Genomic DNA, 23986 nt, shown 5'->3' on the forward strand with positions numbered 1-23986 from the left:
GGGCGGGACTGTGGCGACAGATCAGTCGAGTTTCGCGCCCGAGGCCTTGACCACCTGCGCCCACTTCTTCAGTTCGGCTTTGACGAAGCCATCGAACTGGGCACCGCTGAGGTTCGGGAACTCGGCGCCCTGGGCCGTCCAGACCGTCTTGGCCTCGTCCGCCTGGACCGCCTTGCGGATCTCTTCGATGGCCCGCGCCTGCGCGTCGGCCGGCGTGCCCTTGGGTGCCCAGATGCCGTACCAGGTGGTCACGGTGTACTCGGGCAGGCCCAGCTCGGCGGCGCAGGGCACGTCGGGGAACGCGGCGTTGCGTTTGGTGCCCGACACCATCAGCGCCTTGATGCGGCCACCCTTGATGTGACCGGCCGATGAGCCCAGGCCGTCGAACATCATGTCGACGTTGCCGGCAATCAGGTCGTTGAGCGCAGGGCCCGCGCCGCGATACGGGATGTGGGTGATGAAGGTCTTGCTCTGCTGCTTGAACAGCTCGCCGGCCAGGTGGTGCGAGGTGCCGCTGCCGGCCGAGCCGTAGTTGAGCTTGCCGGGGTTGGCCTTGATCTCGGCCAGGAAGGCCTTGAAGTCCATGCCGCCATGCTTCTTGGCATTGACCACCAGTACCTGCGGCACGCTGGCCACCAGGATCAGCGGCACCAAGTCTTTTTCAAGGTCGTAGTCCAGCTTCGGGTACATGAACGGAGCAATGGTGTGGTGCACCGCCCCCATGAACAGGGTGTAGCCGTCGGGCGCCGCCTTGGCCGCGATGCCGGCGCCCAGCGTGCCGCCAGCGCCGCCGCGGTTGTCGATCACCAGGGACTTGCCCGAGAGCTTGGTGAACTGGGCCGCCATCGGGCGCGCGAAGGCGTCGGTGCCGCCGCCGGCCGGGAACGGCACGATCATCGTGACCGGCTTGGTCGGCCAGCTGCCCTGGGCGTGGCCCATGGTGCCGTACACCGCGGCGCCTGCCGCGACCGCGCGCAGCACATCGCGCCGCTTGAATCCTGTTGCTTGCATCGGTTTGTCTCCGTTGTGGTTGTGGTGAAAGTGTTTCGCGTCAGGCCAGCAGGTCCTTGATCGCCGGGGCGACCGGGATCTTGCCTTGTGCCAGGGCGGACCGGTTCCGGTCGAGCTTCTTGAGATCGTAGAGGTAGTTGACCATCAGGCCATAGGACTGCTTGAGCCCTTTGGGCGACGGGTCGGCGGCCCAGTTCAGGCGCTCGACGCGGGCGCCGTTGCCCAGGTGGAAGCGCGCCACCGCATCCAGCGGCTTGCCATCCTGCAGCTCCTGGGCGAGGTAACGCGCCGCCCACTGCTTGAGGGCCACGAGCGGGGGCGACTTCTCGGCCAGATCCGGCGCCGCCTCCCAGGCCTGCAGCAACTCGGCCGGCGCGTGCTTGCCCAGCCAGGCCCGCAGCCCGGGAATCGGCGAGAGCGTGGCAAAGGTCTTGAGGCGCGGAAACTCCTCGTGCAGGCACTCGACCACGCGCTTGATCAGCGAATCGCCAAAGCTCACGCCGCGCAGTCCGGCCTGGGTGTTGCTGATGGAATAGAAGATTGCCGTGGTCGCGCGGTCCAGGTCGGCCGGCGCGGCGGCTTCGTCCAGCAGCGGCGTGATGCTGGGAGCGATCTCGTTGATCAGCGCCACCTCCACGAAGATCAGCGGCTCGCCCGGCAGGCGCGGGTGGAAGAAACCGTAGCAGCGGCGGTCGCTGTCCAGTCGGTTCTTCACGTCGCCCCAGCTGCGGATGTCGTGCACCGCCTCGTACTTGATGAGCTTCTCCACCAGCGACGCGGGCGAGTCCCAGCTGATGCGGCGCAGTTCCAGAAAGCCCACATCGAACCAGGTGGAGAACATGTACTCCATCTCCACGTCCAGCGCGAGCAGGCGCTTGTCGGTCTTGAGTTGCGGCTGCATCTCGGCGCGCAGGTTGACCAGAAAAGGAATGCCGTCCGGGTGGGCGCTGAAGCGCTGCAGCAGGCGCCGGCGCGGCGACACGGTGGCGCGGCGGTACAGCACCTCGGCCGCGGCTTCGTCGGGCGTGCCCACCGCGGCGGCGTATTTCTGCTGCGCGGCCTTGACCTGCTCGGGGTCGGCCACGAAGCGCTCGCTCATGAGCAGCCACAGATCGCGCCGGTGGGCCGGCGAGGCGCTGGCGTACCAGGCGATCAGTTCCCCGGCGCGGCGGCCGCCTTCCACTTCGCTGACCAGCGGATCGACGATGCCCTTGAGCTCGTCCAGCTTCTGACGCAGCGCCCGGGGCGACAGCGCTTCTTCGCCCTGGCGCAGGCGGGCCTTGAGCCGCTCGTGCGTGGAGCGTACGGGCGCCGGCTGGGGTACCGCGGCCTGCGCACGCAGGCGGGAAACCCTTTCGCTCAGCCATTCCCTGGTGTTCATGCGGAAATCCTCGAGGTGTGGAGACGGGCCAGGTCGCGCAGCGCCACGCGCTGGCGGATCAGGTGGGTCCGCATCGCCGCCTCCGCCCCCTCGGCGTCCCTGGCCTTGAGTGCGGCGTACACCGCCATGTGCTCCGACAGGCTCTGTTCCAGCCGGCCGGGCGCATGCAGCTGCTGCAGGCGCGCGAGCTTGACGATCTTGCGCAGGTCGCCGATCACCTGCGCCAGCCAGCGGTTGTTGGCCAGCACGATGATGGCTTCGTGAATCGCGTAATTGGTTTCGTAGTACTCGGTGATGCGCTTGGCCTTGGCACTGCGCTGCAGACGGTCATGCAACTGCTCCAGCGCTGCCAGATCGGCGTCGGTCGCGTTGGTGGCGGCTTCGAACGCGCACCGCCCTTCCAGCAGAGCAATGACCGGAAAGATCTCGTCCAGATCGCGCTCGGTGATTTCACTGACAAAGCAGCCGCGCCGCGGCTCGTGCCTCACCAGCCCTTCGGCCGTCAGCACCTTGAGCGCCTCGCGCAAGGGCGTGCGGGAGATCGCCAGCTCGGCGCAGAGTGCCGGTTCGTCGATGAATCGCCCTGGCGCCAGGTCCCCCGCAAAGATGCGGTCGCGCAACTTTGCGGCCACTTCGTCGTGCAGGGAGTTGAGCACCAGTCGCATGAGGCGTTCGGATAAAACCGCTCCGTTATTACCTGTAATTACAGATAATTGTAGAGAGAGGCCCACCGGGCGCAAGCCCGTACAAACCCTCAGAACACGTCGGACGCCTTCAGCTGCGTCGACCCGCCCAGACCCACAACGCAGCACCGCCGAGGATCATGGGCACACACAGCCACTGCCCCATGCTCATGCCCAAGGACAACAGGCCCAGGTGGGCATCCGGCTCCCGGAAAAACTCCGCGGTGAAGCGGAACAGGCCGTAGCCGAACAGGAAGGCGCCGCCCACCTGCCCCGTCGCATGCGGTTTGCGCGCGTACCACCACAACAGGACAAACAGAAGCAGACCTTCCAGCAGGAACTGGTAGACCTGCGAGGGATGCCGCGGGAGGTCACCCGCGCCGCGGAACACCATGGCCCAGGGCAGCGACGGATCGGCCACCCGCCCCCAGAGTTCGCCGTTGATGAAGTTGCCCACCCGACCGGCCGCGAGACCGGTGGGCACACAGGGCGCCACGAAGTCCATCACCTGTAGCCACGGCCGCTGGCGGCTGCGTGCGTACCAGACCATCGCCACCAGCACGCCCAGCATGCCGCCGTGGAAGCTCATGCCACCCTCCCAGACCGCAAAGATCTCCAGCGGGTGGCTCAGGTAGTACGCAGGCTTGTAGAACAGGCAATAGCCGATGCGCCCGCCCAGCACCACACCCATCACCCCCAGGAACAGGATGTCCTCGACATCCTTGCCCTCCCAGGGCCTGGGCGCTCGAACCGACGCAAAGGGCTCGTGCTTCAGCCGAGCACGCCCGAGCAAAATAAAAAGCCCGAAGGCCGCAAGGTAGGTCAGCCCGTACCAGTGGATGGCCAGCGGGCCAAGCTGCAGGGCGATGGGATCAATCTGGGGATGAATCAACATGGCCTGCGATTGTGCACGCAGGCCATGACCCTCTCCGGTCAGTCGAGCATCGACAGGTTGCGCACGGCACCTTTGTCGGCCGAGGTGGCCAGCAAGGCGTAGGCCTTGAGCGCGGCGGTCACCTTGCGCGGGCGCGGCTGGGCCGGCTTCCAGCCCAGAGCGTCCTGCTCGGCGCGGCGCTTGGCCAACTCCTCATCGCTCACCAGCACATTGATGCTGCGGTTGGGAATGTCGATGCGGATGCGGTCGCCCTGGCGCACCAGGCCGATGGCGCCGCCGGCCGCTGCCTCGGGCGAGCAGTGGCCGATAGACAGGCCGGACGTGCCACCGGAGAAGCGGCCGTCGGTGAGCAGCGCACAGGCCTTGCCCAAGCCCTTGGACTTGATGTAGCTCGTGGGGTAGAGCATCTCCTGCATGCCAGGGCCGCCCTTGGGACCCTCGTAGCGCACGATCACTACGTCGCCGGCCTTGACCTTGTCGGCCAGGATCTCGGCCACCGCTTCGTCCTGGGACTCGGTAACATAGGCCGAACCCTCGAACACCAGGATGGACTCGTCCACACCCGCCGTCTTCACCACGCAACCGTCGAGCGCAATGTTGCCGCGCAGCACGGCCAGACCGCCCTCTTTCGAGAATGCATGGTCAAAGGAGCGGATGCAGCCTTCGGCACGGTCCAGGTCGAGGCTGGGCCAGCGCGTGGACTGACTGAATGCCACCTGCGTCGGAATGCCCGCCGGGCCGGCCATGTAGAAGGTCTTGACCTCGTCTGACGGGTTGCGCGCGATGTCCCACTGTTCCAGCGCGTCCTTCATGGTCTTGGCGTGGATGGTGGGCACGTCGGTGTGCAACCTGCCCGCACGGTCCAGTTCACCCAGGATGGCCATGATGCCGCCCGCACGATGCACGTCTTCGATGTGGTACTTGTTGGTGTTGGGCGCGACTTTGCACAGCTGCGGCACGACACGCGAGAGGCGGTCGATGTCGGCCATGGTGAAGTCGATCCCGGCCTCCTGTGCGATGGCCAGCAGGTGCAGGATGGTGTTGGTGGACCCGCCCATGGCGATGTCCAGCGTGATGGCGTTCTCGAAGGCCTTGAAGCCCACCGAGCGCGGCAACACCGACTCATCGCCCTGTTCGTAATAGCGCTCGCACAGCGCCACAGCCGTGCGACCGGCGCGCTTGAACAACTGCTCGCGGTCGGCGTGCGTGGCCACCACGGTACCGTTGCCCGGCAGCGCCAAGCCCAGCGCTTCCGCCAGGCAGTTCATGGAATTGGCGGTGAACATGCCTGAGCAGGATCCGCAGGTCGGGCAGGCCGAACGCTCGACCTCGGCCAGATCGGCTTCGCTCACCTTGCTGTCCACGGCCATAACCATCGCGTCCACCAGGTCGAGCTTCTTGATCTCGATGGTCTGGGTCTGCGGATTGGCCAGCCGCACCTTGCCCGCCTCCATGGGGCCACCGGAGACAAACACCACAGGAATGTTCAGGCGCATGGCGGCCATCAGCATGCCGGGTGTGATCTTGTCGCAGTTGGAAATGCACACCAGCGCGTCGGCGCAGTGGGCATTGACCATGTACTCCACCGAGTCGGCGATCAGCTCACGGCTGGGCAGCGAATACAGCATGCCGTCGTGCCCCATGGCAATGCCGTCGTCCACCGCAATGGTGTTGAATTCCTTGGCGACGCCACCAGCGGCCTCAATCTCGCGCGCCACCAGCTGGCCCAGATCCTTGAGGTGCACATGACCAGGCACGAACTGCGTGAAGCTGTTGGCAATGGCGACGATGGGCTTGGCGAAGTCGCCATCCTTCATGCCAGTGGCGCGCCAGAGAGCGCGGGCACCAGCCATGTTGCGGCCGGCGGTGGAAGTCTTGGAGCGGTAAGCAGGCATGGGGCGGATGATGTTGATGAACGGAATGCGGGCTGTCAACCTCAAATTATCCCGCAGGGCCATGCGCCTTGCATCTGAAAGCCCAGCCGGGGCAAGGGGGACGGCTACCGCGCGATTCAGCGCTTGCGTGTCCGGATGCCGAGCGCTGCGCGCTGCTTGTCGATGCGCTCTTTCTTCTTCCTGTCCATCTTCTCGACTTCTTTGCGCTTGGTGTAGCCGGTGGTGTCAGCCCAAGTCCACCAGGCAACCGTCAAACCGAAAGGCACCGCGACCCACCACCACGACACCCCGGCCATGAAACCGATCTCCAGGTATCTCATCAGCAACAAGGCAATTCCGACAGCCAACAAATACATCACACCCTCCGGTAAAGGTCCGATAAAGACGGGCAAACTTCTGTAAAGAAGCATGGGGCGTCCCCGACCGACTCGCTAGAATCGCGGCTCGTGAGCTTCTCACTTATTCCCACGAGGACAACACCATGAAACGCGCTCTGATGATTATGGCTGCGATGGCCGCTATCTCCACCTCCGCCATGGCTGATCAGGCTCTGGCCACTGCCAAGAACTGCATGGCCTGCCATGCGGTCGACAAGAAGCTGGTCGGCCCCTCCTACAAGGATGTGGCCAAGAAGTACGCGGGCGATGCCAAGGCCGTCGACATGCTGGCCGGCAAGATCGTCAAGGGTGGTTCCGGCGTCTGGGGTGCGATTCCCATGCCGGCCAACACGCAAGTCAGCGATGCCGAAGCCAAGAAGCTGGCTGCCTGGGTGTTGAGCCAGAAGTAAGCCACTTCGCACAGTACACGCCAACAAAAAGCCCGCTGGAACCCAGCGGGCTTTTTTGTCGCCCGGTGCCGTTGTGCAGGCACCAGGGCAGCTCCAAGAAGATCAGTTGTTTTCCGACAGTTGGTCCAGGATCGCCGGGTTTTCCAGCGTGGAGGTGTCCTGGGTGATGGCCTCGCCCTTGGCGATCGAGCGCAGCAGGCGGCGCATGATCTTGCCCGAACGGGTCTTGGGCAGGTTGTCGCCAAAGCGGATGTCCTTGGGCTTGGCGATCGGGCCAATCTCCTTACCCACCCAGTCGCGCAGTTCCTTGGCGATGGCCTTGGCCTCGTCGCCGGTGGGGCGCGAGCGCTTGAGCACCACGAAGGCCACGATGGCTTCACCCGTCAGGTCGTCCGGACGGCCCACCACGGCGGCTTCGGCCACCAGGTCGGTCTTGCCCACCAGGGCCGACTCAATTTCCATCGTGCCCATGCGGTGGCCCGACACGTTCAGCACGTCGTCGATACGGCCTGTGATGCGGAAATAACCCCGGTCGGCGCTGCGCACGGCACCATCGCCAGCCAGGTAGTAGCCCTTGAGTTCTTCGGGAAAGTAGCTCTTCTTGAAACGTTCGGGGTCGCCCCAGATGGTGCGGATCATTGAGGGCCAGGGCTTCTTCACCACCAGAATGCCACCCGCGCCGTTGGGCACGTCGTTGCCCGTCTCGTCGACGATGGCGGTGGTGATGCCCGGCAGCGGCAGCGTGCAGGAACCCGGCACCAGCGGCGTGGCGCCCGGCAGCGGGGTGATCATGTGGCCACCGGTCTCGGTCTGCCAGAACGTGTCCACAATGGGGCAACGCTCGCCACCCACGTGCTTGTAGTACCACATCCAGGCTTCGGGGTTGATGGGCTCGCCCACCGAGCCCATCAGACGCAGGCTGGTCAGGTCCCAGTTCTTGGGGTGCACCTTCTCATCTCCTTCCGCGGCCTTGATCAGCGAGCGGATGGCCGTCGGGGCGGTGTAGAAGATCGTGCACTTGTGCTTTTCGATCATCTGCCAGAAGCGGCCGGCGTTCGGGTAGGTGGGCACACCTTCGAACACGATCTGGGTGGCTCCAGCGGCCAGCGGGCCGTAAGCGACGTAGCTGTGACCGGTGATCCAGCCGATGTCGGCCGTGCACCAGAACACGTCGTTGTCCTTCAGGTCGAAGGTCCAGTTCATGGTCAGGTTGGCCCACAGCAGGTAGCCGCCGGTGCTGTGCTGCACACCCTTGGGCTTGCCGGTGGAGCCGGAGGTGTAAAGCACGAACAGGGGATGCTCGGCGCTGACCATCTCGGCAGGGCAGTCGGTGGACTGGCCCTCCATCACGTCGTGCATGAAGCTGTCGCGGCCGGCCACCATGTTGCAGGCGGTGGGCGTGCGCTGGAACACGATCACATCCTTGATCGTGTCGCAGCCGCCCATGGCGATGCCTTCGTCCACGATCGACTTGAGCGGCAGCTCCTTGCCGCCCCGCAGCTGGTAGTTGGCGGTGATCACAGCCACGGCGCCAGCGTCCTGGATGCGCTCCTGCAAGGCCTTGGCGGAGAAGCCGCCGAACACCACGCTGTGGGTGGCGCCGATGCGGGCACAGGCCTGCATGGCCACCACGCCCTCGATGGTCATGGGCATGTAGATGACCACGCGGTCACCCTTCTTCACGCCACGCGCCTTCAGCGCATTCGCAAATTGCGACACCTTGGCCAGCAGTTCCTTGTAGGTGACCTTGGTGACCTCGCCGCCGTCGGCTTCAAAAATGATCGCGGTCTTGTTCTCCACCGGCGTGCCCATGTGGCGGTCCAGGCAGTTGAACGAGGCGTTCAGTTCGCCGTCCTCGAACCACTTGTAGAACGGCTTGTTGGACTCGTCGAGTACCTTGGTGAAAGGTTTGCTCCAGGTCAGGGTCTCGCGGGCGCGCTGGGCCCAGAAGCCTTCGAAGTCTTTTTCGGCCTCGGCACACAGGGCGTTGTAGGCCTCCATCCCCGAAATCCGGGCGGCCTTGCGGATGGCCTCGGACGGTTCGAAGACACGGTTTTCGACCAGGGTGGATTCAATCGACGACGAAGGCGTGGACATGTACAGGTCTCCTCTGGGATGGGGAACAAAGAACCCGGCGAATGTGCGCAAGGGCTCTTACGAGCCACTTACATGGACTGGCGCATCCTGAGACCATTTTCAGGGACCCAGGTGGCGGGGGCTTCTACAATTCCGCACAGTGCGCCAGCCTTGAGCCAGCGCCAGTCTAATCCCTACCCTGCCCATGAGCGACCCCGTCAAAACCCCCGGTTCCACGCGCGCCCTGCCCAACCTGATTTTCGCCAGCCGCTGGCTGCAGCTGCCGCTGTACATCGGCCTGATCGCGGCACAGGCCATCTATGTATTCCACTTCTGGGTGGAGCTGGTTCACCTCATCGAAGCAGCCTTCGGCAATCAGAACGCGCTCGCCGCCCTGGTCAAGAGCATCGGCTACAAGGACGGCTTCGAGGTCACCGCCCTGAACGAGACCATCATCATGCTGGTGGTGCTGGCGCTGATCGACGTGGTGATGATCAGCAACCTGCTGATCATGGTCATCGTCGGCGGCTACGAGACCTTCGTCAGCCGCATGCACCTGGAAAACCACCCCGACCAGCCGGAGTGGCTGAGCCACGTCAACGCATCGGTCCTCAAGGTCAAGCTGGCCACCGCCATCATCGGCATCAGTTCGATCCACCTGCTCAAAACCTTCATCAACGCCGCCAACTACGACCAGAAGGTGCTGATGTGGCAGACCATCATCCATGTGGTCTTCCTGCTCAGCGCCATGGCGATTGCCGCCACCGACCGGATCATGCACCCGGTGGCCGAAACGCCTGATCACTGATCCGATTGCCCCCAAGAACCATCCCCGGAAACGCCCCATGACCACCATCCGCCAGAACGACCTCATCGAGTCGATTGCCGCCGCCCTCCAGTACATCAGCTACTACCACCCGGCCGACTACATCGCTCACCTGGCCCGCGCCTACGAGCGCGAGCAGAGCGCTGCTGCCAAGGACGCCATCGCGCAGATCCTGACCAACAGCCGCATGTGTGCCGAAGGCAAACGCCCGATCTGCCAGGACACCGGCATCGTCAATGTGTTCCTCAAGATCGGCATGGACGTGAAATGGGAAGGCTTCACCGGCAGCATCCAGGACGCCATCGACGAAGGCGTGCGCCGCGGCTACAACAACCCCGACAACAAGCTGCGAGCCTCCGTGCTGTCGGACCCGATCTTCGAACGCAAGAACACCAAGGACAACACGCCGGCCGTGGTGTTCATGGAGGTCGTGCCCGGTGACAAGGTCGATGTCATCGTCGCAGCCAAGGGTGGTGGCTCCGAGAACAAGTCCAAGGTCTACATGCTCAACCCCAGCGACAACATCGTCGACTGGGTGCTCAAGACCGTACCCACCATGGGCGCCGGCTGGTGCCCGCCGGGAATGCTGGGCATCGGCGTTGGCGGCACCGCCGAGAAGGCGGCGCTGCTGGCCAAGGAAGCTCTGATGGACGACATCGACATGTACGAGCTGCTGCAGCGCGGGCCGCAGAACAAGCTCGAAGAGCTGCGCATCGAGCTGTACGAGAAAGTCAATGCGCTGGGCATCGGCGCCCAGGGCCTGGGCGGCCTGACCACGGTGCTCGACGTCAAGATCAAGACCTACCCGACGCACGCGGCCAGCAAGCCCATCGCCATGATTCCGAACTGTGCGGCCACGCGCCACGCCCACTTCGTGATGGACGGCTCCGGCCCGGTCTACATGGACCCGCCCAGCCTGGACCTCTGGCCCAACGTGCACTGGGCGCCCGACTACAACAAGTCCAAGCGGGTGGACCTGAACACGCTGACCAAGGAAGAAGTGGCCAGCTGGAAGCCGGGACAAACCCTGCTGCTCAACGGCAAGATGCTGACCGGCCGCGATGCTGCACACAAACGCATCCAGGACATGCTGGCCAAGGGCGAGCCGTTGCCGGTGGACTTCACCAACCGCGTCATCTACTACGTTGGCCCGGTCGATCCCGTGCGAGAGGAAGTGGTTGGCCCGGCTGGCCCGACCACCGCCACCCGCATGGACAAGTTCACCCGCATGATGCTGGAGAAGACGGGTCTCATCGCCATGGTCGGCAAGGCCGAGCGCGGCCCGACCGCCATCGAGGCGATCAAGGATGCCAAGAGTGCCTACCTCATGGCAGTGGGTGGCAGCGCCTACCTGGTGTCCAAGGCCATCAAGGCCGCCAAGGTGGTGGGCTTCGCCGACCTGGGCATGGAAGCCATCTACGAGTTCGACGTGGTCGACATGCCCGTGACGGTGGCCGTGGATGCCGGCGGCACCAGCGCCCACATCACGGGCCCCGCCGAGTGGGAAAAGCGCATCGCCACCGGCGAGTTCAAAGGCATCACCGTCGCCGCCGCTTGAAGACGATCGGCGTTTTCGACAGTGGTGTCGGGGGCCTGAGCGTGCTGCGCGCGCTGCTGGCGGAGATCCCGCAGGCGCACTTCGTGTACCTCGCGGACGGCGCCCATGCGCCCTATGGCGAACGAAGCCCGCAACAGATCGCCGAACGCGCCCACCGGATCACGGAGGGCCTGCGCCACCACTTCGGCATCGACGCCTTGGTGGTGGCCTGCAACACGGCCACGGCGCTGGCCATCGAAGGCCTGCGCGCAGAGCATGCAGACTGGCCCATCGTGGGGGTGGAGCCGGCGCTCAAACCGGCCGCAGCCCTCACACGAACCGGTCACGTAGGCGTGATGGCCACACGAGGAACGGTCGAAAGCGAACGGTACTCCCGGCTGCGGCAGCGCCTGGAAAGCGGCTCGGACTCACCGCTCCACTTCAGCAGCCAGGCCTGTGACGGTCTGGCCGATGCCATTGAGCGCGACGACAAAGCCGCCATACAAAGCCTCTGCAAGCGCTACTGGGAGATGCTCAAAACCGACCGGGAGGATCTACCGGCCATCGACACCCTGGTGCTGGGCTGCACCCACTACCTCTTCGCCGCCGACGTAATTCGTGCGCTGACAGGCCCGGAGGTCGCGCTGGTCGAGACCGGTGTTCCGGTGGCCAAACGCACACAGGCGGTGCTGAAAGATTTGCCAGACCGCCCACACGCCTCTGGCTCGCACCCTGGCGTCACGCTGCTCTCCACCGGCGACCCGGAACCTCTGGCCCGCGCGGCCCTCCGGTGGCTGGGACTGAATGTCCCAGGTCAGCAGTTCATCTGCTGAGCCGAGCCTGGGCTCAGGCTTCCGCCGCCAACGCAGCCCGTCGACCGCGCTCGACATCCACCCGCTGCAACAACAGCCATCCGGTCACGAACAGGACTGCCGTGGAGGCGATCGCCAGCCGCTGATTGCCACCTGTACCCCAGGCGATGAGGCCATAGGTCAACGGCCCGATGATGCTGGCAAGTCGTGTGGCAAAGGTCCACAGACCGTAGAACTCCGCCAGCTGAGCCGCGGGCGCAAACAACCCCGCCAGCGCCCGCCCTGCCGACTGGCTGGACCCCATACACAGACCGGCGATGGCCGCTGCGTACCAGAATCCCCCTTTGGTCGTCGTGAGGGCAGCGATCACGCAGGTTGTCACCCAGCCCAGCAACGTCACGCTCAGCGCGCGCTTGTGGCCGATCCGGTCCTGCCAATGACCAAAGACAAACGCCCCCACCGCGGCGGCAATGTTCAGCACGAAGATCAGCACCATGGTTTCCTGCTGAACGAAACCGATGACCTGCTCCGCATAGATGGCGGCCAGCGCGATCGTGACGGCCACACCGCCCTGGTAGGCCACCGCACAGCCCAGCAGCCACATGAAGTCGCGGTACCGGCGGGATCTTCGGTAAGTGGTCAGCAACTGCGACCAGGCCTGCCCCAGTCCACCGCCGGAACGACGGGGCGCGCGCTCTCGCAACCAGGCAAACGTGCACAAGGATGAAATCGAAAACACGCCCGCGGTGATCCACATGGTCATGGGAACGAACTGCGTCGCCGGCTCACCTGCCGCCTGCGACTGGATCACCACCACCAGGCTCAATCCCAGCGCCAGCATGCCGCCGAGGTAACCAAAACTCCAGCCCCAACCACTGACCCGCCCCAAGGCCTCCGGACGCGCCAGTTCGGGGAGGAAGGCCGCGCTCAACGACTCTCCCCACGAGAAGAACACATTGGACAGCACGATGAGGACAACACCCAAGGCAACATCCCCCGGCCCCACTTGTGACAACCCCATCGTCGACACGACGCACCCCACGGTGCTGACAGCCAGCAAACGCTTCTTGGCACCATGACGGTCGGCCCAAGCCCCCACCAGGGGCATGGTGAGCATCACGATGGCGTAGGAGAGGCTCAGGCTCGCCGTCCAGGCGAATGTAGCCCAAGGAGCACTGCCGGCCACGGCCCCCACGAAATAGGCAGAAAAAACGGCCGTGAGAACGACCGTTGTGTATCCAGAGTTGGCGAAGTCGTACATGGCCCATGCAAACACCTCGCGCTTTCGCACGCAAGGGTTCAGGGCTCCGGCGGCCGCCTGCGACATGCGTCAGTGAAGATGGCGCGGCTTGCGCCCTCCCCCATGCCCCGATGATCCACCGTGGCCACGGGGAGGACGCCCCAGCTGCATCGAGTTCACCAGGGCATCAAAACGCTGGTTGAACAGGCGGTCAATCGAGGCCACCACATCGTTGAGCTCCGATGCATCGAAATGCCGCTCCATGATATGGACCACGTCCTGCACCAGCAGATCGCGCTGAACCTGCATGATCGCTGCCGGGGTTGGCCCTACAAAGCACATCATGAAGTCGTCACGCGCCTCTTCGTCTTCGGGCGCCTCTTCTTCGTCGAACTCGGTGTCGTAGAAAGACACCTCGATCGGGGCTCCGGCGGAGGCGATTTCATTCAGGCCCATGCATGCCTCTTCAATCACCTGCCGGAAGTCCTCGTCACCGGGGACCGTCCAGCACATCTGCAGCACATGCTCTTGAGCATCAAAGCGGATACCCGGCTCGTCCTCATAGGCACTTTCGGCAGCAGCAGCCAGGGAACGGGCACCCGCATACTGCCAAAGGGGCTTGAGCGCGTCCTGAATCTGGGCGTAGGCCACATCCTCGCGCAGAGGAACGTCCCCATGCACATGGATTTCAAAAGGCGCGTTGTATCGGGTCATGGAAACTCACTGTAGCGGCGAAAGCGCCCCACGCATAGTCGGGCGGTGGGCGTGGTGCCTCGAACCGGAATCGAACCGGTACGACCGGTTAGGGTCGGCGGATTTTAAGTCCGCTGTGTCTACCAATTTCACCATCGAGGCGGACTGCGAGGCATTGTCGCAGGTTCATCCCAGGGACCACTGCAGCGAGCCGAGAGGCAGCGCCTACGCACGTCTGGCGGACAGCATCGAACCAAAGAAAAAAACGGGAAGCGTTGCTTCCCGTTTTTTGATGAATGGAGCGGGAAACGAGGTTCGAACTCGCGACCTCAACCTTGGCAAGGTTGCGCTCTACCAACTGAGCTATTCCCGCAAAAATTCCAGTGTGACTGGAGGCGCGATCCGGAGTCGAACCGGACTAGACGGATTTGCAATCCGTTGCATAACCGCTTTGCTATCGCGCCCGATTCACCGACGCGAAGATCGCGTTGATGCAACCGACAAAAAAGGGAAGCCGGGCTTCCCTTTTTCAAACTGGAGCGGGAAACGAGGTTCGAACTCGCGACCTCAACCTTGGCAAGGTTGCGCTCTACCAACTGAGCTATTCCCGCATGTTTCTGACGTTTGGTGAAGTTCGTCAGAAGCTGGAATTCTAGCGCAAAAAACCGGTCTTTTTCAAGACCCACACATTTTTTGCTCAGTGCTTGACGGCTCCAGGAGCCGGCGCAGGGGCACTGCTCGCGGCAGCGGCCACTTGAGCAGCCACCTCTTCATCGGTCAAGGGCACCGGCTGGCGCTCCAGGGCGATGGACAGCACCTTGTCGATCCATTTGACCGGAACGATCTCAAGCCCTTGCTTGACGTTGTCGGGTATCTCGGCAAGGTCCTTGACGTTCTCTTCGGGAATGATGACCGTCTTGATGCCACCTCGGAGCGCGGCCAGCATCTTCTCCTTCAGGCCACCAATGGCCGTGACCTCACCCCGGAGGGTGATCTCCCCCGTCATCGCGACATCGGCTCGGACCGGTATGCCTGTGAGCGCAGACACCAGGGCGGTAGTCATGGCCGCCCCCGCGCTGGGACCGTCCTTCGGCGTGGCGCCATCCGGGACATGGATGTGAATGTCGCGCTTGTCGAACTGCTCATCCTTGATGCCCAGTTGCCGGGCACGGCTTCGAACCACGGTGCGCGCAGCCTCTACAGACTCCTTCATCACATCACCCAGAGAGCCGGTGCGGATGGTGCCGCCCTTGCCAGGCATGATGGCGACCTCGATGGTCAGCAGGTCACCGCCCACTTCGGTCCACGCAAGGCCCACCACCTGCCCGACCTGGTTCTGTTGCTCGACCCGGCCATACGTGTACTTGCGCACACCCAGGAAGTCGCTCAGGTTGCCGGCGTCGACCACCACCGTGGGGGTGTATTTCTTGAGCAGCAAACCCTTGACCACCTTGCGGCAGATCTTGGAGAGCTCCCGCTCCAGCGAACGCACACCAGCCTCGCGGGTGTAGTAGCGCACGATGTCCCGCACCGCCTCTTCCTTGACCTCCAGCTCGCCATCGCGAATGCCGTTGTTCTTCACCTGCTTGGGCAGCAGATAGCGCATGGCAATATTGGTTTTTTCGTCTTCCGTGTAGCCAGAAAGACGGATCACTTCCATGCGGTCCAGCAGGGCCGGCGGGATGTTCATCGAATTGGACGTCGCCACGAACATCACGTCCGACAGATCGAAGTCGACCTCCACGTAGTGGTCGCCAAAGGTGTGGTTCTGCTCGGGGTCGAGCACCTCCAGCAGCGCCGACGACGGGTCGCCACGGAAGTCTGTCCCCAGCTTGTCGATTTCGTCCAGCAGGAACAGCGGATTGCGGGTTCCCACCTTGGACAGGCTCTGCAGCACCTTGCCAGGCATCGCACCGATGTAGGTGCGTCGGTGCCCGCGGATCTCCGCCTCGTCGCGCATGCCGCCCAAAGCCATGCGCACATACTTGCGCCCAGTGGCCTTGGCCACCGACTGGCCGAGCGAGGTCTTGCCCACGCCCGGAGGACCGACCAGGCACAGAATCGGCGCCTTGACCTTGTCCACGCGCTGCTGCACCGCGAGGTACTCAAGAATCCGGTCCTTGACCTTCTCCAGACCATAGTGGTCCTCGTTCAAGACGCCCTCAGCAAACGCCAGATCGTGCTTGATCTTGGTCTTCTTGCTCCAGGGCAATGCCACCAAGGCGTCGATGTAGTTGCGCACCACCGTGGCCTCTGCCGACATGGGAGACATCAGCTTGAGCTTCTTGAACTCGGCCTCGGCCTTCTTGCGAGCCTCGGCGGGCATCTTGGCGGCTTTGATCTTCTTCTCGATTTCCTCGATGTCCGCGCCCTCTTCGCCTTCGCCAAGCTCCTTCTGGATCGCCTTGACCTGCTCGTTGAGGTAGAAGTCTCGCTGGTTCTTCTCCATCTGGCGCTTGACGCGACCACGGATTTTCTTGTCGACGTTCAGGATGTCGACCTCGCGCTCGAGCTGCTCGAACAGGTTCTCCAGCCGCTTGTTGATCGGATCGAGATCCAGCACCACCTGCTTGGATTCCAGCTTCAGCGGCAGGTGGGCAGCGATCGTGTCTGCCAGGCGACCCGGATCGTCGATGCTGGAGATCGAGGTCAGGATCTCGGACGGAATCTTCTTGTTCAGTTTGACGTACTGGTCAAACTGCTGCATCACGGCACGGCGCAGCGCTTCGAGTTCATTGGTCTGTGTCACCGAGCGCTCCTGCGCCGGATCGATGGGCGTGACGTGGGCTACGAAGTGACTCTCACCGTCCACGATCGACAGCACCTTGGCGCGCTGAACACCCTCCACCAGCACCTTGACGGTGCCGTCGGGCAGCTTGAGCATCTGCAGAATGGTGGCGACGCAGCCCATCTCGAACATGTCGTCCGTGGATGGCTCGTCCTTGGCGGCGGCTTTCTGTGCCACCAGCATGATTCGGCGCTCGGCCTCCATCGCCGCCTCCAGCGCTTTGATGCTCTTGGGGCGACCGACGAACAGCGGAATCACCATGTGGGGAAAGACCACCACATCGCGCAAAGGCAACAGTGGCAGGTCTACGGGCGTGCTGGGCAGGGGGATTTGTCCGGACATTTCAGACCTCTAGATGTTTGACGGGCGAAAGCGGGTGTCGCACTCCGCTTGCTCTCGCCCTCTCGACGCACGCAATCAGGCCTGCTTGGCCGCCTCGCGGTACACCAGCAGGGGGGGCTTGTTTTCTTCGATGGTGGACTCGTCGACCACCACCTTTTCCACATTGCTCATCCCCGGCAACTCGAACATGGTGTCGATCAGCGCGTTTTCCAGAATGGAACGCAAGCCTCGGGCACCCGTCTTCCGTGCCAGCGCCTTGCGGGCGATGGCCTTGAGCGCCGCGGGTCGCACTTCGAGATCGGCCCCTTCCATGGCTAACAGCCGGGAAAACTGCTTGACCACCGCGTTCTTCGGTTCGGTGAGGATTTCGACCAGCGCGTCCTCGCTGAGCTCGGCCAGACTGGCAATCACCGGCAGCCGGCCCACCAGCTCCGGAATCAATCCGAACTTGATCAGGTCTTCCGGTTCGATGTCCTTGAAGGCCTCTGTCAGGCTGCGCTGCTGCTTGCTCCTGACGACCGCGCCAAAGCCCATGCCAGACGCCTCGGTGCGGTTCTCGATGATCTTCTCGAGACCTGCGAACGCGCCGCCACAGATGAACAGGATGTTGGTGGTGTCGACCTGCAGGAAATCCTGATTGGGGTGTTTGCGGCCACCCTGTGGCGGCACGCTGGCCATGGTGCCCTCGACCAGCTTGAGCAGTGCCTGCTGAACCCCCTCACCCGACACGTCGCGGGTGATCGACGGGTTGTCCGATTTGCGCGTGATCTTGTCGATCTCGTCGATGTAGACGATGCCTTGCTGCGCACGCTCAACGTCGTAGTTGCAGCTCTGCAGCAGTTTGGCAACGATGTTCTCGACGTCCTCGCCGACATAGCCGGCCTCGGTCAACGTGGTGGCGTCGGCCATCACGAACGGCACATTGAGCATGCGCGCCATGGTCTGGGCCAGCAGAGTCTTCCCAGAGCCAGTGGGCCCTATCAGCAGGATGTTGCTCTTGGCCAGCTCGACGTCGTCCTTGCGTGCGGACTGCTTGTGCCGCAGGCGCTTGTAGTGGTTGTAAACCGCAACCGCCAGGGCACGTTTGGCCGCCTCCTGACCGATCACGTAGCTGTCGAGGTTGTTTTTCAGGTCCGCCGGCGTGGGCAGGTCGTCGGACGCGGCCTTGACCGATTCCAGGCCGGGAAGTTCATCACGAATGATGTCGTTGCAAAGGTCGATACATTCGTCGCAGATGAACACCGACGGTCCCGCAATGAGCTTCTTCACCTCATGCTGGCTTTTGCCGCAGAACGAGCAATAGAGTGCCTTTTCGCCGGAAGCGGCTTTTTTGTCGGCCATGGTCTGGAGGTGGGACTACCTAGTGGGAAAGTTGGAAACAATGATAGATCAAGCCCGCCGGGCCCGAAACCAAGGAAAAGGACCCCATTCAGGGCGAAATCCGCCGTCAGAAGGCCTCTTTTCCATGATGGTCTTGACTGTGAAACCAATCAACCCGCCACAGGGCGCTTGTCGATCACCTTGTCGATCAGTCCGTACTCGGCCGACTCGGCGGCCGACAGGTAGTAGTCGCGCTCGGTGTCGCGCTCGATCTTGTCCAGCGGCTGACCGGTGCGCTCGGCCAGGATCTTGTTGAGCTGCTCGCGGGTCTTGAGGATCTCGCGGGCGTGGATCTCGATCTCGGTGGCCTGGCCCTGGGTACCGCCCAGCGGCTGGTGAATCATGATCTTGGAGTTGGGCAACGCGAAACGCTTGCCCTTGGCGCCGGCGGCCAGCAGGAAGGCGCCCATGCTGGCGGCCATGCCGGTACACAACGTCGACACATCGGGCTTGATGAAATTCATCGTATCGAAGATCGCCATGCCGGCGCTGACCGAGCCGCCCGGGGAGTTGATGTAGAAGGAAATGTCCTTGTCCGGGTTCTCGCTCTCCAGGAACAGCAGCTGCGCCACCACCAGGTTGGCGGACTGGTCATTGACCGGCCCCACCAGGAAGATCACGCGCTCCTTGAGCAGGCGCGAATAGATGTCGTAAGCGCGCTCGCCGCGGCCCGACTGCTCGATCACCATGGGCACCATGCCCAGACCCTGAATGTCCATTGCGCTCATGCGTTTCTCCAATGTGTGAGTGCGTGAATGTCACTACTGTAACCAACCCGGCAAAGCCGCGATCCGGGCGTCGGTTTTGCCCAAGGCTTGCATATGGCGTGCCCGCGTCAAAACACAAGGTGTGGCCCAAAACAAGAAGGGCGGATCACTCCGCCCTTCCGATGCGCTGTCACGGCGACGAGCGCCGCGCAGACCCTCAGGCCTGGCCCATCAGCTCGTCAAAGCCCACGGTCTTGTCGGTGACCTTGGCCTTGGACAGCACGAACTCGGTGACGTTGCTCTCGATCACCACCGCCTCGACCTCGGCCATGCGGCGGTTGTCGCTGGTGTACCAGCGCACCACATCGGCCGGCTTTTCGTAGGAAGAAGCCAGTTCTTCGATATGGGCCTTGATCTGCTCAGGCTTGGCATGCAGCTCGTGCGCACGCACCAGCTCGGCCACCACCAGACCCAGGCGCACGCGGCGCTCGGCCTGCTCCTGGAACAGCTCGGCGGGGATCGGGGCCTTCTCGGCGTCCTTGATGCCACGCTGCTTGAGGTCGGCGCGGGCGCCTTCCACCAGCCGATCGACTTCCGACTGCACCACCGACTTGGGCAGGTCCAGCTCGGCCTTGGCCACCAGGGCGTCCATCACAGCCTGCTTGTTGCGGGCCTGGACGCGGAACTTGACTTCGCGCTCCAGGTTCTTCTTGATGTCGGAGCGCAGGGCTTCGACCGTGCCGTCGGCGATGCCCAGCGACTTGGCCAGTGCCTCGTCCACCTCGGGCAGGTGAGCGGCTTCGATCTTGTTGACTGTCACGAGGAAGTCCGCCGTCTTGCCGGCCACGTCCTTGCCGTGGTAGTCGGCCGGGAACGGCAGCGGGAAGGTCTTGGACTCGCCCGACTTCATGCCGCGCACGGCGTCTTCGAATTCCTTGAGCATCTGGCCGTCGCCAACGATGAACTGGAAGCCTTCGGCCTTGCCACCTTCGAAGGGTTCGCCATCGATCTTGCCGGCGAAGTCGATGGTCACGCGGTCGCCGTCGGCGGCCGCCTGGTCGGCTGCGCGCTGGGCGAAGGTGCGGCGCTGCTTGCGCAGGATGTCCAGGGTGCGGTCGATGGCCGCGTCGCTCACTTCCGTGCTGACCTTTTCAATCTCGGCGGTCGACAGGTCGCCGATCTTCACGTCGGGATACACCTCAAACACCGCGTCGAAGGTCAGCTGGCCTTCGGGCGCGCCTTCCTTCTCGGTGATCTGGGGCTGGCCGGCCACGCGCAGCTTGGCCTCGCCAGCGGCATTGGCGAAGGCCTCGCCGACCTTGTCGTTCATGACCTCGTAGTGCACCGAATAGCCGTAGCGCTGGGCCACGACGTTCATGGGCACCTTGCCCGGACGGAAACCGTCCATCTTCACATCGCGGGCCAGGCGCTTGAGGCGCTTGGCCACTTCGTTCTGGATCACGTCGGCCGGCAGCGTCAGGGTGATCTTGCGCTCCAGCTTCTCCAGGGTTTCAACGGTCACGGTCATGGTTATCTCCAATCAGGAAGGCGGTCGACCAGCGGGGCCGGCCGGTGAGGATCTGTCTGTCGGTGCTGTGGTGCGCGGGGGGGGACTCGAACCCCCACACCATTGCTGGCGTCAGGACCTAAACCTGGTGCGTCTACCAATTTCGCCACCCGCGCGCCTGACACGCGGCGCCCACAGGCGTCGCAGGCGACCACCTGGATGCACGGGCGCCGCCGACGGCAACCTTCTATTGTATCCGTGCTCAGGTGTCCTTCCGCACCCGGAACCAGGCGGCGTACATCGCCGGCAGGGCCAGCAGCGTGAGCACGGTCGCGACGATCAGTCCGCCCATGATCGCCACCGCCATCGGCCCCCAGAACACGCTGCGCGAGAGCGGGATCATGGCAAGAACGGCCGCCGCGGCGGTGAGCACGATGGGCCGCATGCGGCGCACCGCGGCTTCGACGATGGCGTCCCAGGCCGGCACGCCGCGGGCGCGGTCCTGTTCGATCTGATCGATCAGGATCACCGAGTTGCGCTGGATCATGCCCATGAGGGCGATCACGCCCAGCAGCGCGACGAAGCCGAACGGGCGGTTGAGCAGCAGCAGCGCGCCCGCCACCCCGGCCAAGCCCAGCGGCCCGGTCAGGAACACCAGCAGCGAGCGACTGAAGCTCTGCAGCTGCAGCATCAACAATGTGAAGGTGATGAACAGCATGATGGGCAGGCCGGCGGCGATCGACGAGGAGCCCTTGCTGCTCTCCTCCACCGCACCGGCCACCTGCACGTGGTAGCCAGTCAGCCCTTTAGCCAGCCAGCCGGCCTCGGCCTGGCGCAGCGCCGGCAGCAGCTCGGTGGTCACGGTGGCGCCCTGCAGACCCTCGACCACGTCGCCCTGCACCGTGATCGCGTAGTCGCGGTTCTCGCGCCACATCACGCCCGGCTCCCAGCCGAACACCGGCTTCGCGATCTGTGACAGCGGGATGCTCCTGCCGCTGGCGGTCGGGATGTAGGCATTCTCCAGGCTGGTGATCGCATCGCGCTCGGACAGCGGCTGGCGCAGCACGATGTCGATCAGCTTGTCGCCGTCGCGGTACTGGCCGACGGTGCTGCCGCTCAGGATGGTGCGTGTGGCATTGGCGATCGACTGACTGGACACGCCCAGCGCGCGCGCCTTGGTCTGGTCCACCTCCAGACGCAGCGCCTTCACCGACTCGTTCCAGTTGTCGTTGACGCCACGCATGCTGGGGCTGGCCCGCATCAGGCCCTTGATCTCGTCAGCCAGCCCGCGCAGCACCACCGGGTCGGTACCCACCACGCGGAATTGAACCGGGTACGGTACCGGCGGGCCGTTGGGCAGCAGCTTCACCCGCCCGCGCACCTCGGGAAACTCGGTGGCCAGCAGCTCGGGCAGCGCCTTGCGGATGCGCTCACGGGCCGCGAGGTCCTCCGGCAGCAGGATCATCTGGGAGACGTTGGTCTGCGGGAAGATCTGGTCCAGCGGCAGGTAGAAGCGCGGTACGCCAGAACCCACCCAGGTGCTGACGCTCAGCACGCCGGGCTCGCGGGCCAGCCGGGTCTCGACACGCCGCGCCACCTCGTCCATCGCGGTCATGCTGGCACCCTCGGGCAGCCAGATGTCGACCAGCACCTCGGGCCGGGCCGAGTCGGGGAAGAACTGCTGCTGCACCTTGCCCATGCCGGCCATGCCCAGCACGAAGGTGGCGATGGTCAGGCCAATGGTGATCCAGCGGTGCTCGACGCACCAGTTCACCAGTGCCCGGAATTTCACGTAGAACGGGCCGTCGAACACCTCGTGCGCCGGCCCGGTGTGGACCTTGACCTTGAGCAGCCGCACGCCCAGGTACGGCACGAACATCACGGCAACCACCCACGAAATGACCAGCGCGATCACGGTGACCGCGAAGATCGCGAAGGTGTATTCGCCAACGGTCGAGTTGGCCAGCCCGATCGGCAGGAAGCCTGCCGCCGTGATCAGCGTGCCGGTGAGCATGGGCATCGCGGTCGCGTCCCAGGTGAAGGTGGCCGCCTTCATCATGGAATAACCCTCTTCCAGCTTGCGCACCATCATCTCGACCGCGATGATCGCGTCGTCCACCAGCAGCCCCAGCGCGATGATCAGCGAACCCAGCGAGATCTTGTGCAGGCCGATGTTCCAGTAGCGCATGGCCAGGAAGGTGATCGCCAGCACCAGCGGGATGGTGATCAGCACCACCAGACCGGGACGCACGTCCAGCACGTAGCGGCGCAGGCCGGTGCCACCTTCGCGGCGGTGCAGGCCCAGGCTCACGAAGCTGACCGCCAGCACGATCAGCACCGCTTCGATCAGCACCTTGACGAACTCGTTGACCGAGCGACTGACGGCACTGGGCTGGTCTTGCACCTGCACCAGTTCCATGCCCGCCGGCAGATGCCCGCGGATGTCGGCCAGCGCAGTCTCCAGCGCCTTCCCCAGCGCGATGATGTCGCCGCCCTTGGTCATGGAAATGCCCAAGGCGATGCTGTCCAGACCGTTGTGGCGCACCATGACCTGCGGCGGATCGGCATAACCCAGGCGGATCTGCGCGATGTCGCCAAGTCGCAGCTGCGTGCCGTTGGCGGCGCGGATCGGCATGGCCCGCAGCTGGTCGACCGAGCCAAAGGCCCCGGCCACGCGCACCTGCAGAACATCGTGCGGCGCCTGCACGGTGCCGGCGGGCTCGACCGCGTTCTGCTGGCCCAGCGCCGCCAGCACCTGCTGCATGTCCAGCCCCAGGGTGGCCAGCCGCTGGTGCGAGATCTCGATGAAGAGCTTCTCGTCCTGCACGCCGAAAAGCTCGACCTTGTTCACGTCCTTCACGCGCAGCAGCTTCTGGCGCACCTCGTCGGCCACGCTCTTGCGTTCGGCCGGAGAAAAGCCCTCGCCCTGCAGCGCGTAGATGACGCCGAACACGTCGCCGAACTCGTCGTTGAAGAAGGGCCCGACCACGCCCTGCGGCAAGGTCGGCCGCATGTCGCCGACCTTCTTGCGCACCGTGTACCAGATCTGCTGAATCTCGGCCGCCGGTGAGTTGTCGCGCACCTGGAACAGGATCAGGGTCTCACCCGGCTTGGAGTAGCTGCGTATCTTGTCGGCATAGGGCACCTCCTGCAGCGTCTTCTCGATGCGGTCGGCCACCTGTTCGGACACTTCCTGCGCGGTGGCGCCCGGCCAGTAGGCGCGCACCACCATGGCACGGAAGGTGAACGGCGGGTCTTCATCCTGCCCGAGCTGGAAGTAGGCCGCGATGCCCAGCAGCATCAGCACGATCATGAGGTAGCGGGTGAAGGCCTGGTGGTCCAGCGCCCACTGGGACAGGTTCAGGCGCGAGATCCAGGAGTCCTGCGCGTCGGAGGGGTTGGGATGGCTCAGGCTCATCGTCCACC

At 64.1% G+C, this 23986-nt stretch carries 18 protein-coding genes and 5 tRNA genes; 4 read left to right on the forward strand and 19 right to left on the reverse strand.

Annotated elements, in window-relative coordinates:
- Nucleotides 1–21: 21 nt before the first annotated feature.
- The 6 genes from HPF_RS15035 to HPF_RS15060 all read right to left on the reverse strand — a co-directional run bounded on the left by HPF_RS15035 (nt 22) and on the right by HPF_RS15060 (nt 6221).
- Nucleotides 22–1011, reverse strand: coding sequence for a Bug family tripartite tricarboxylate transporter substrate binding protein (locus tag HPF_RS15035; protein ID WP_133157041.1), 990 nt, complete (start codon nt 1009–1011; stop codon nt 22–24).
- A 40-nt stretch (nt 1012–1051) separates the two neighbouring features.
- Nucleotides 1052–2392: a malonyl-CoA decarboxylase domain-containing protein gene (locus HPF_RS15040; RefSeq protein WP_133157042.1), complete on the reverse strand. Its 1341-nt coding sequence runs from the start codon at nt 2390–2392 to the stop codon at nt 1052–1054.
- A complete protein-coding gene (locus HPF_RS15045) occupies nt 2389–3057 on the reverse strand; it encodes a GntR family transcriptional regulator (protein WP_066151527.1) in 669 nt (222 codons plus the stop codon). The genes HPF_RS15040 and HPF_RS15045 overlap by 4 nt, the downstream gene beginning before the upstream one ends.
- Nucleotides 3058–3166: 109 nt before the next feature.
- Complete coding sequence (gene lgt / locus HPF_RS15050; RefSeq protein WP_133157043.1) at nt 3167–3970, reverse strand: prolipoprotein diacylglyceryl transferase; 804 nt, start codon at nt 3968–3970, stop codon at nt 3167–3169.
- 38 nt (nt 3971–4008) lie between these two features.
- Entirely contained in the window at nt 4009–5865 is a 1857-nt protein-coding gene (gene ilvD, locus HPF_RS15055; protein WP_066151803.1) for a dihydroxy-acid dehydratase, read from the reverse strand.
- 116 nt (nt 5866–5981) lie between these two features.
- Nucleotides 5982–6221 (reverse strand): TIGR04438 family Trp-rich protein, encoded by a 240-nt coding sequence (locus tag HPF_RS15060; RefSeq protein ID WP_066151530.1) that lies wholly within the window; start codon nt 6219–6221, stop codon nt 5982–5984.
- 125 nt (nt 6222–6346) lie between these two features.
- On the opposite strand from HPF_RS15060, the gene HPF_RS15065 reads away from it, so the two are divergent.
- Entirely contained in the window at nt 6347–6652 is a 306-nt protein-coding gene (locus tag HPF_RS15065) for a c-type cytochrome (protein WP_066151532.1), read from the forward strand.
- 102 nt (nt 6653–6754) lie between these two features.
- Here HPF_RS15065 and acs read toward each other — a convergent pair whose 3' ends face one another.
- Nucleotides 6755–8749, reverse strand: coding sequence for an acetate--CoA ligase (acs, locus tag HPF_RS15070; protein ID WP_133157044.1), 1995 nt, complete (start codon nt 8747–8749; stop codon nt 6755–6757).
- 184 nt (nt 8750–8933) lie between these two features.
- On the opposite strand from acs, the gene HPF_RS15075 reads away from it, so the two are divergent.
- Genes HPF_RS15075 through murI form a run of 3 tightly spaced genes read left to right on the forward strand, consistent with a single transcriptional unit; the run spans nt 8934 to nt 11924 of the window.
- Nucleotides 8934–9536, forward strand: coding sequence for a TIGR00645 family protein (locus tag HPF_RS15075; RefSeq protein ID WP_066151536.1), 603 nt, complete (start codon nt 8934–8936; stop codon nt 9534–9536).
- 37 nt (nt 9537–9573) lie between these two features.
- Entirely contained in the window at nt 9574–11112 is a 1539-nt protein-coding gene (locus HPF_RS15080) for a fumarate hydratase (protein WP_066151538.1), read from the forward strand.
- A complete protein-coding gene (murI, locus tag HPF_RS15085) occupies nt 11109–11924 on the forward strand; it encodes a glutamate racemase (RefSeq protein ID WP_133157045.1) in 816 nt (271 codons plus the stop codon). Before HPF_RS15080 ends, murI begins: the two co-directional genes overlap by 4 nt.
- 13 nt (nt 11925–11937) lie before the next feature.
- Here the strand turns inward: murI and HPF_RS15090 are convergent, their stop codons facing one another.
- From HPF_RS15090 to HPF_RS15145, 12 genes are all read right to left on the reverse strand, one after another.
- Nucleotides 11938–13230, reverse strand: a complete 1293-nt coding sequence (locus HPF_RS15090; RefSeq protein WP_133157046.1) for an MFS transporter — start codon at nt 13228–13230, stop codon at nt 11938–11940.
- 3 nt (nt 13231–13233) lie between these two features.
- Nucleotides 13234–13857: a DUF6806 family protein gene (locus HPF_RS15095; RefSeq protein WP_133157047.1), complete on the reverse strand. Its 624-nt coding sequence runs from the start codon at nt 13855–13857 to the stop codon at nt 13234–13236.
- Between the two features lie 52 nt (nt 13858–13909).
- Nucleotides 13910–13998, reverse strand: a tRNA-Leu gene (locus HPF_RS15100).
- Between the two features lie 135 nt (nt 13999–14133).
- Nucleotides 14134–14209: transfer RNA gene (locus HPF_RS15105), tRNA-Gly, on the reverse strand.
- A gap of 17 nt (nt 14210–14226) precedes the next feature.
- Nucleotides 14227–14300: transfer RNA gene (locus HPF_RS15110), tRNA-Cys, on the reverse strand.
- A 71-nt stretch (nt 14301–14371) separates the two neighbouring features.
- Nucleotides 14372–14447, reverse strand: a tRNA-Gly gene (locus HPF_RS15115).
- A gap of 86 nt (nt 14448–14533) precedes the next feature.
- Complete coding sequence (gene lon / locus HPF_RS15120) at nt 14534–16966, reverse strand: endopeptidase La (protein ID WP_133157048.1); 2433 nt, start codon at nt 16964–16966, stop codon at nt 14534–14536.
- Nucleotides 16967–17041: 75 nt separating this feature from the next.
- Nucleotides 17042–18307: an ATP-dependent Clp protease ATP-binding subunit ClpX gene (clpX, locus tag HPF_RS15125; protein ID WP_066151550.1), complete on the reverse strand. Its 1266-nt coding sequence runs from the start codon at nt 18305–18307 to the stop codon at nt 17042–17044.
- A 149-nt stretch (nt 18308–18456) separates the two neighbouring features.
- Nucleotides 18457–19074 carry an ATP-dependent Clp endopeptidase proteolytic subunit ClpP gene (gene clpP / locus HPF_RS15130; RefSeq protein ID WP_066151552.1) on the reverse strand — a complete coding sequence of 206 codons (618 nt, stop codon included), beginning with the start codon at nt 19072–19074 and terminating at the stop codon, nt 18457–18459.
- A gap of 196 nt (nt 19075–19270) precedes the next feature.
- Nucleotides 19271–20581 carry a trigger factor gene (gene tig / locus HPF_RS15135; protein ID WP_133157049.1) on the reverse strand — a complete coding sequence of 437 codons (1311 nt, stop codon included), beginning with the start codon at nt 20579–20581 and terminating at the stop codon, nt 19271–19273.
- 68 nt (nt 20582–20649) lie between these two features.
- Nucleotides 20650–20736, reverse strand: a tRNA-Leu gene (locus HPF_RS15140).
- Between the two features lie 86 nt (nt 20737–20822).
- Nucleotides 20823–23978 carry an efflux RND transporter permease subunit gene (locus tag HPF_RS15145; RefSeq protein ID WP_133157050.1) on the reverse strand — a complete coding sequence of 1052 codons (3156 nt, stop codon included), beginning with the start codon at nt 23976–23978 and terminating at the stop codon, nt 20823–20825.
- Between the last annotated feature and the right edge of the window lie 8 nt (nt 23979–23986).

Source organism: Hydrogenophaga pseudoflava (assembly GCF_004353865.1).
GTDB classification, from domain to species: Bacteria; Pseudomonadota; Gammaproteobacteria; order Burkholderiales; family Burkholderiaceae_C; genus Hydrogenophaga; species Hydrogenophaga pseudoflava.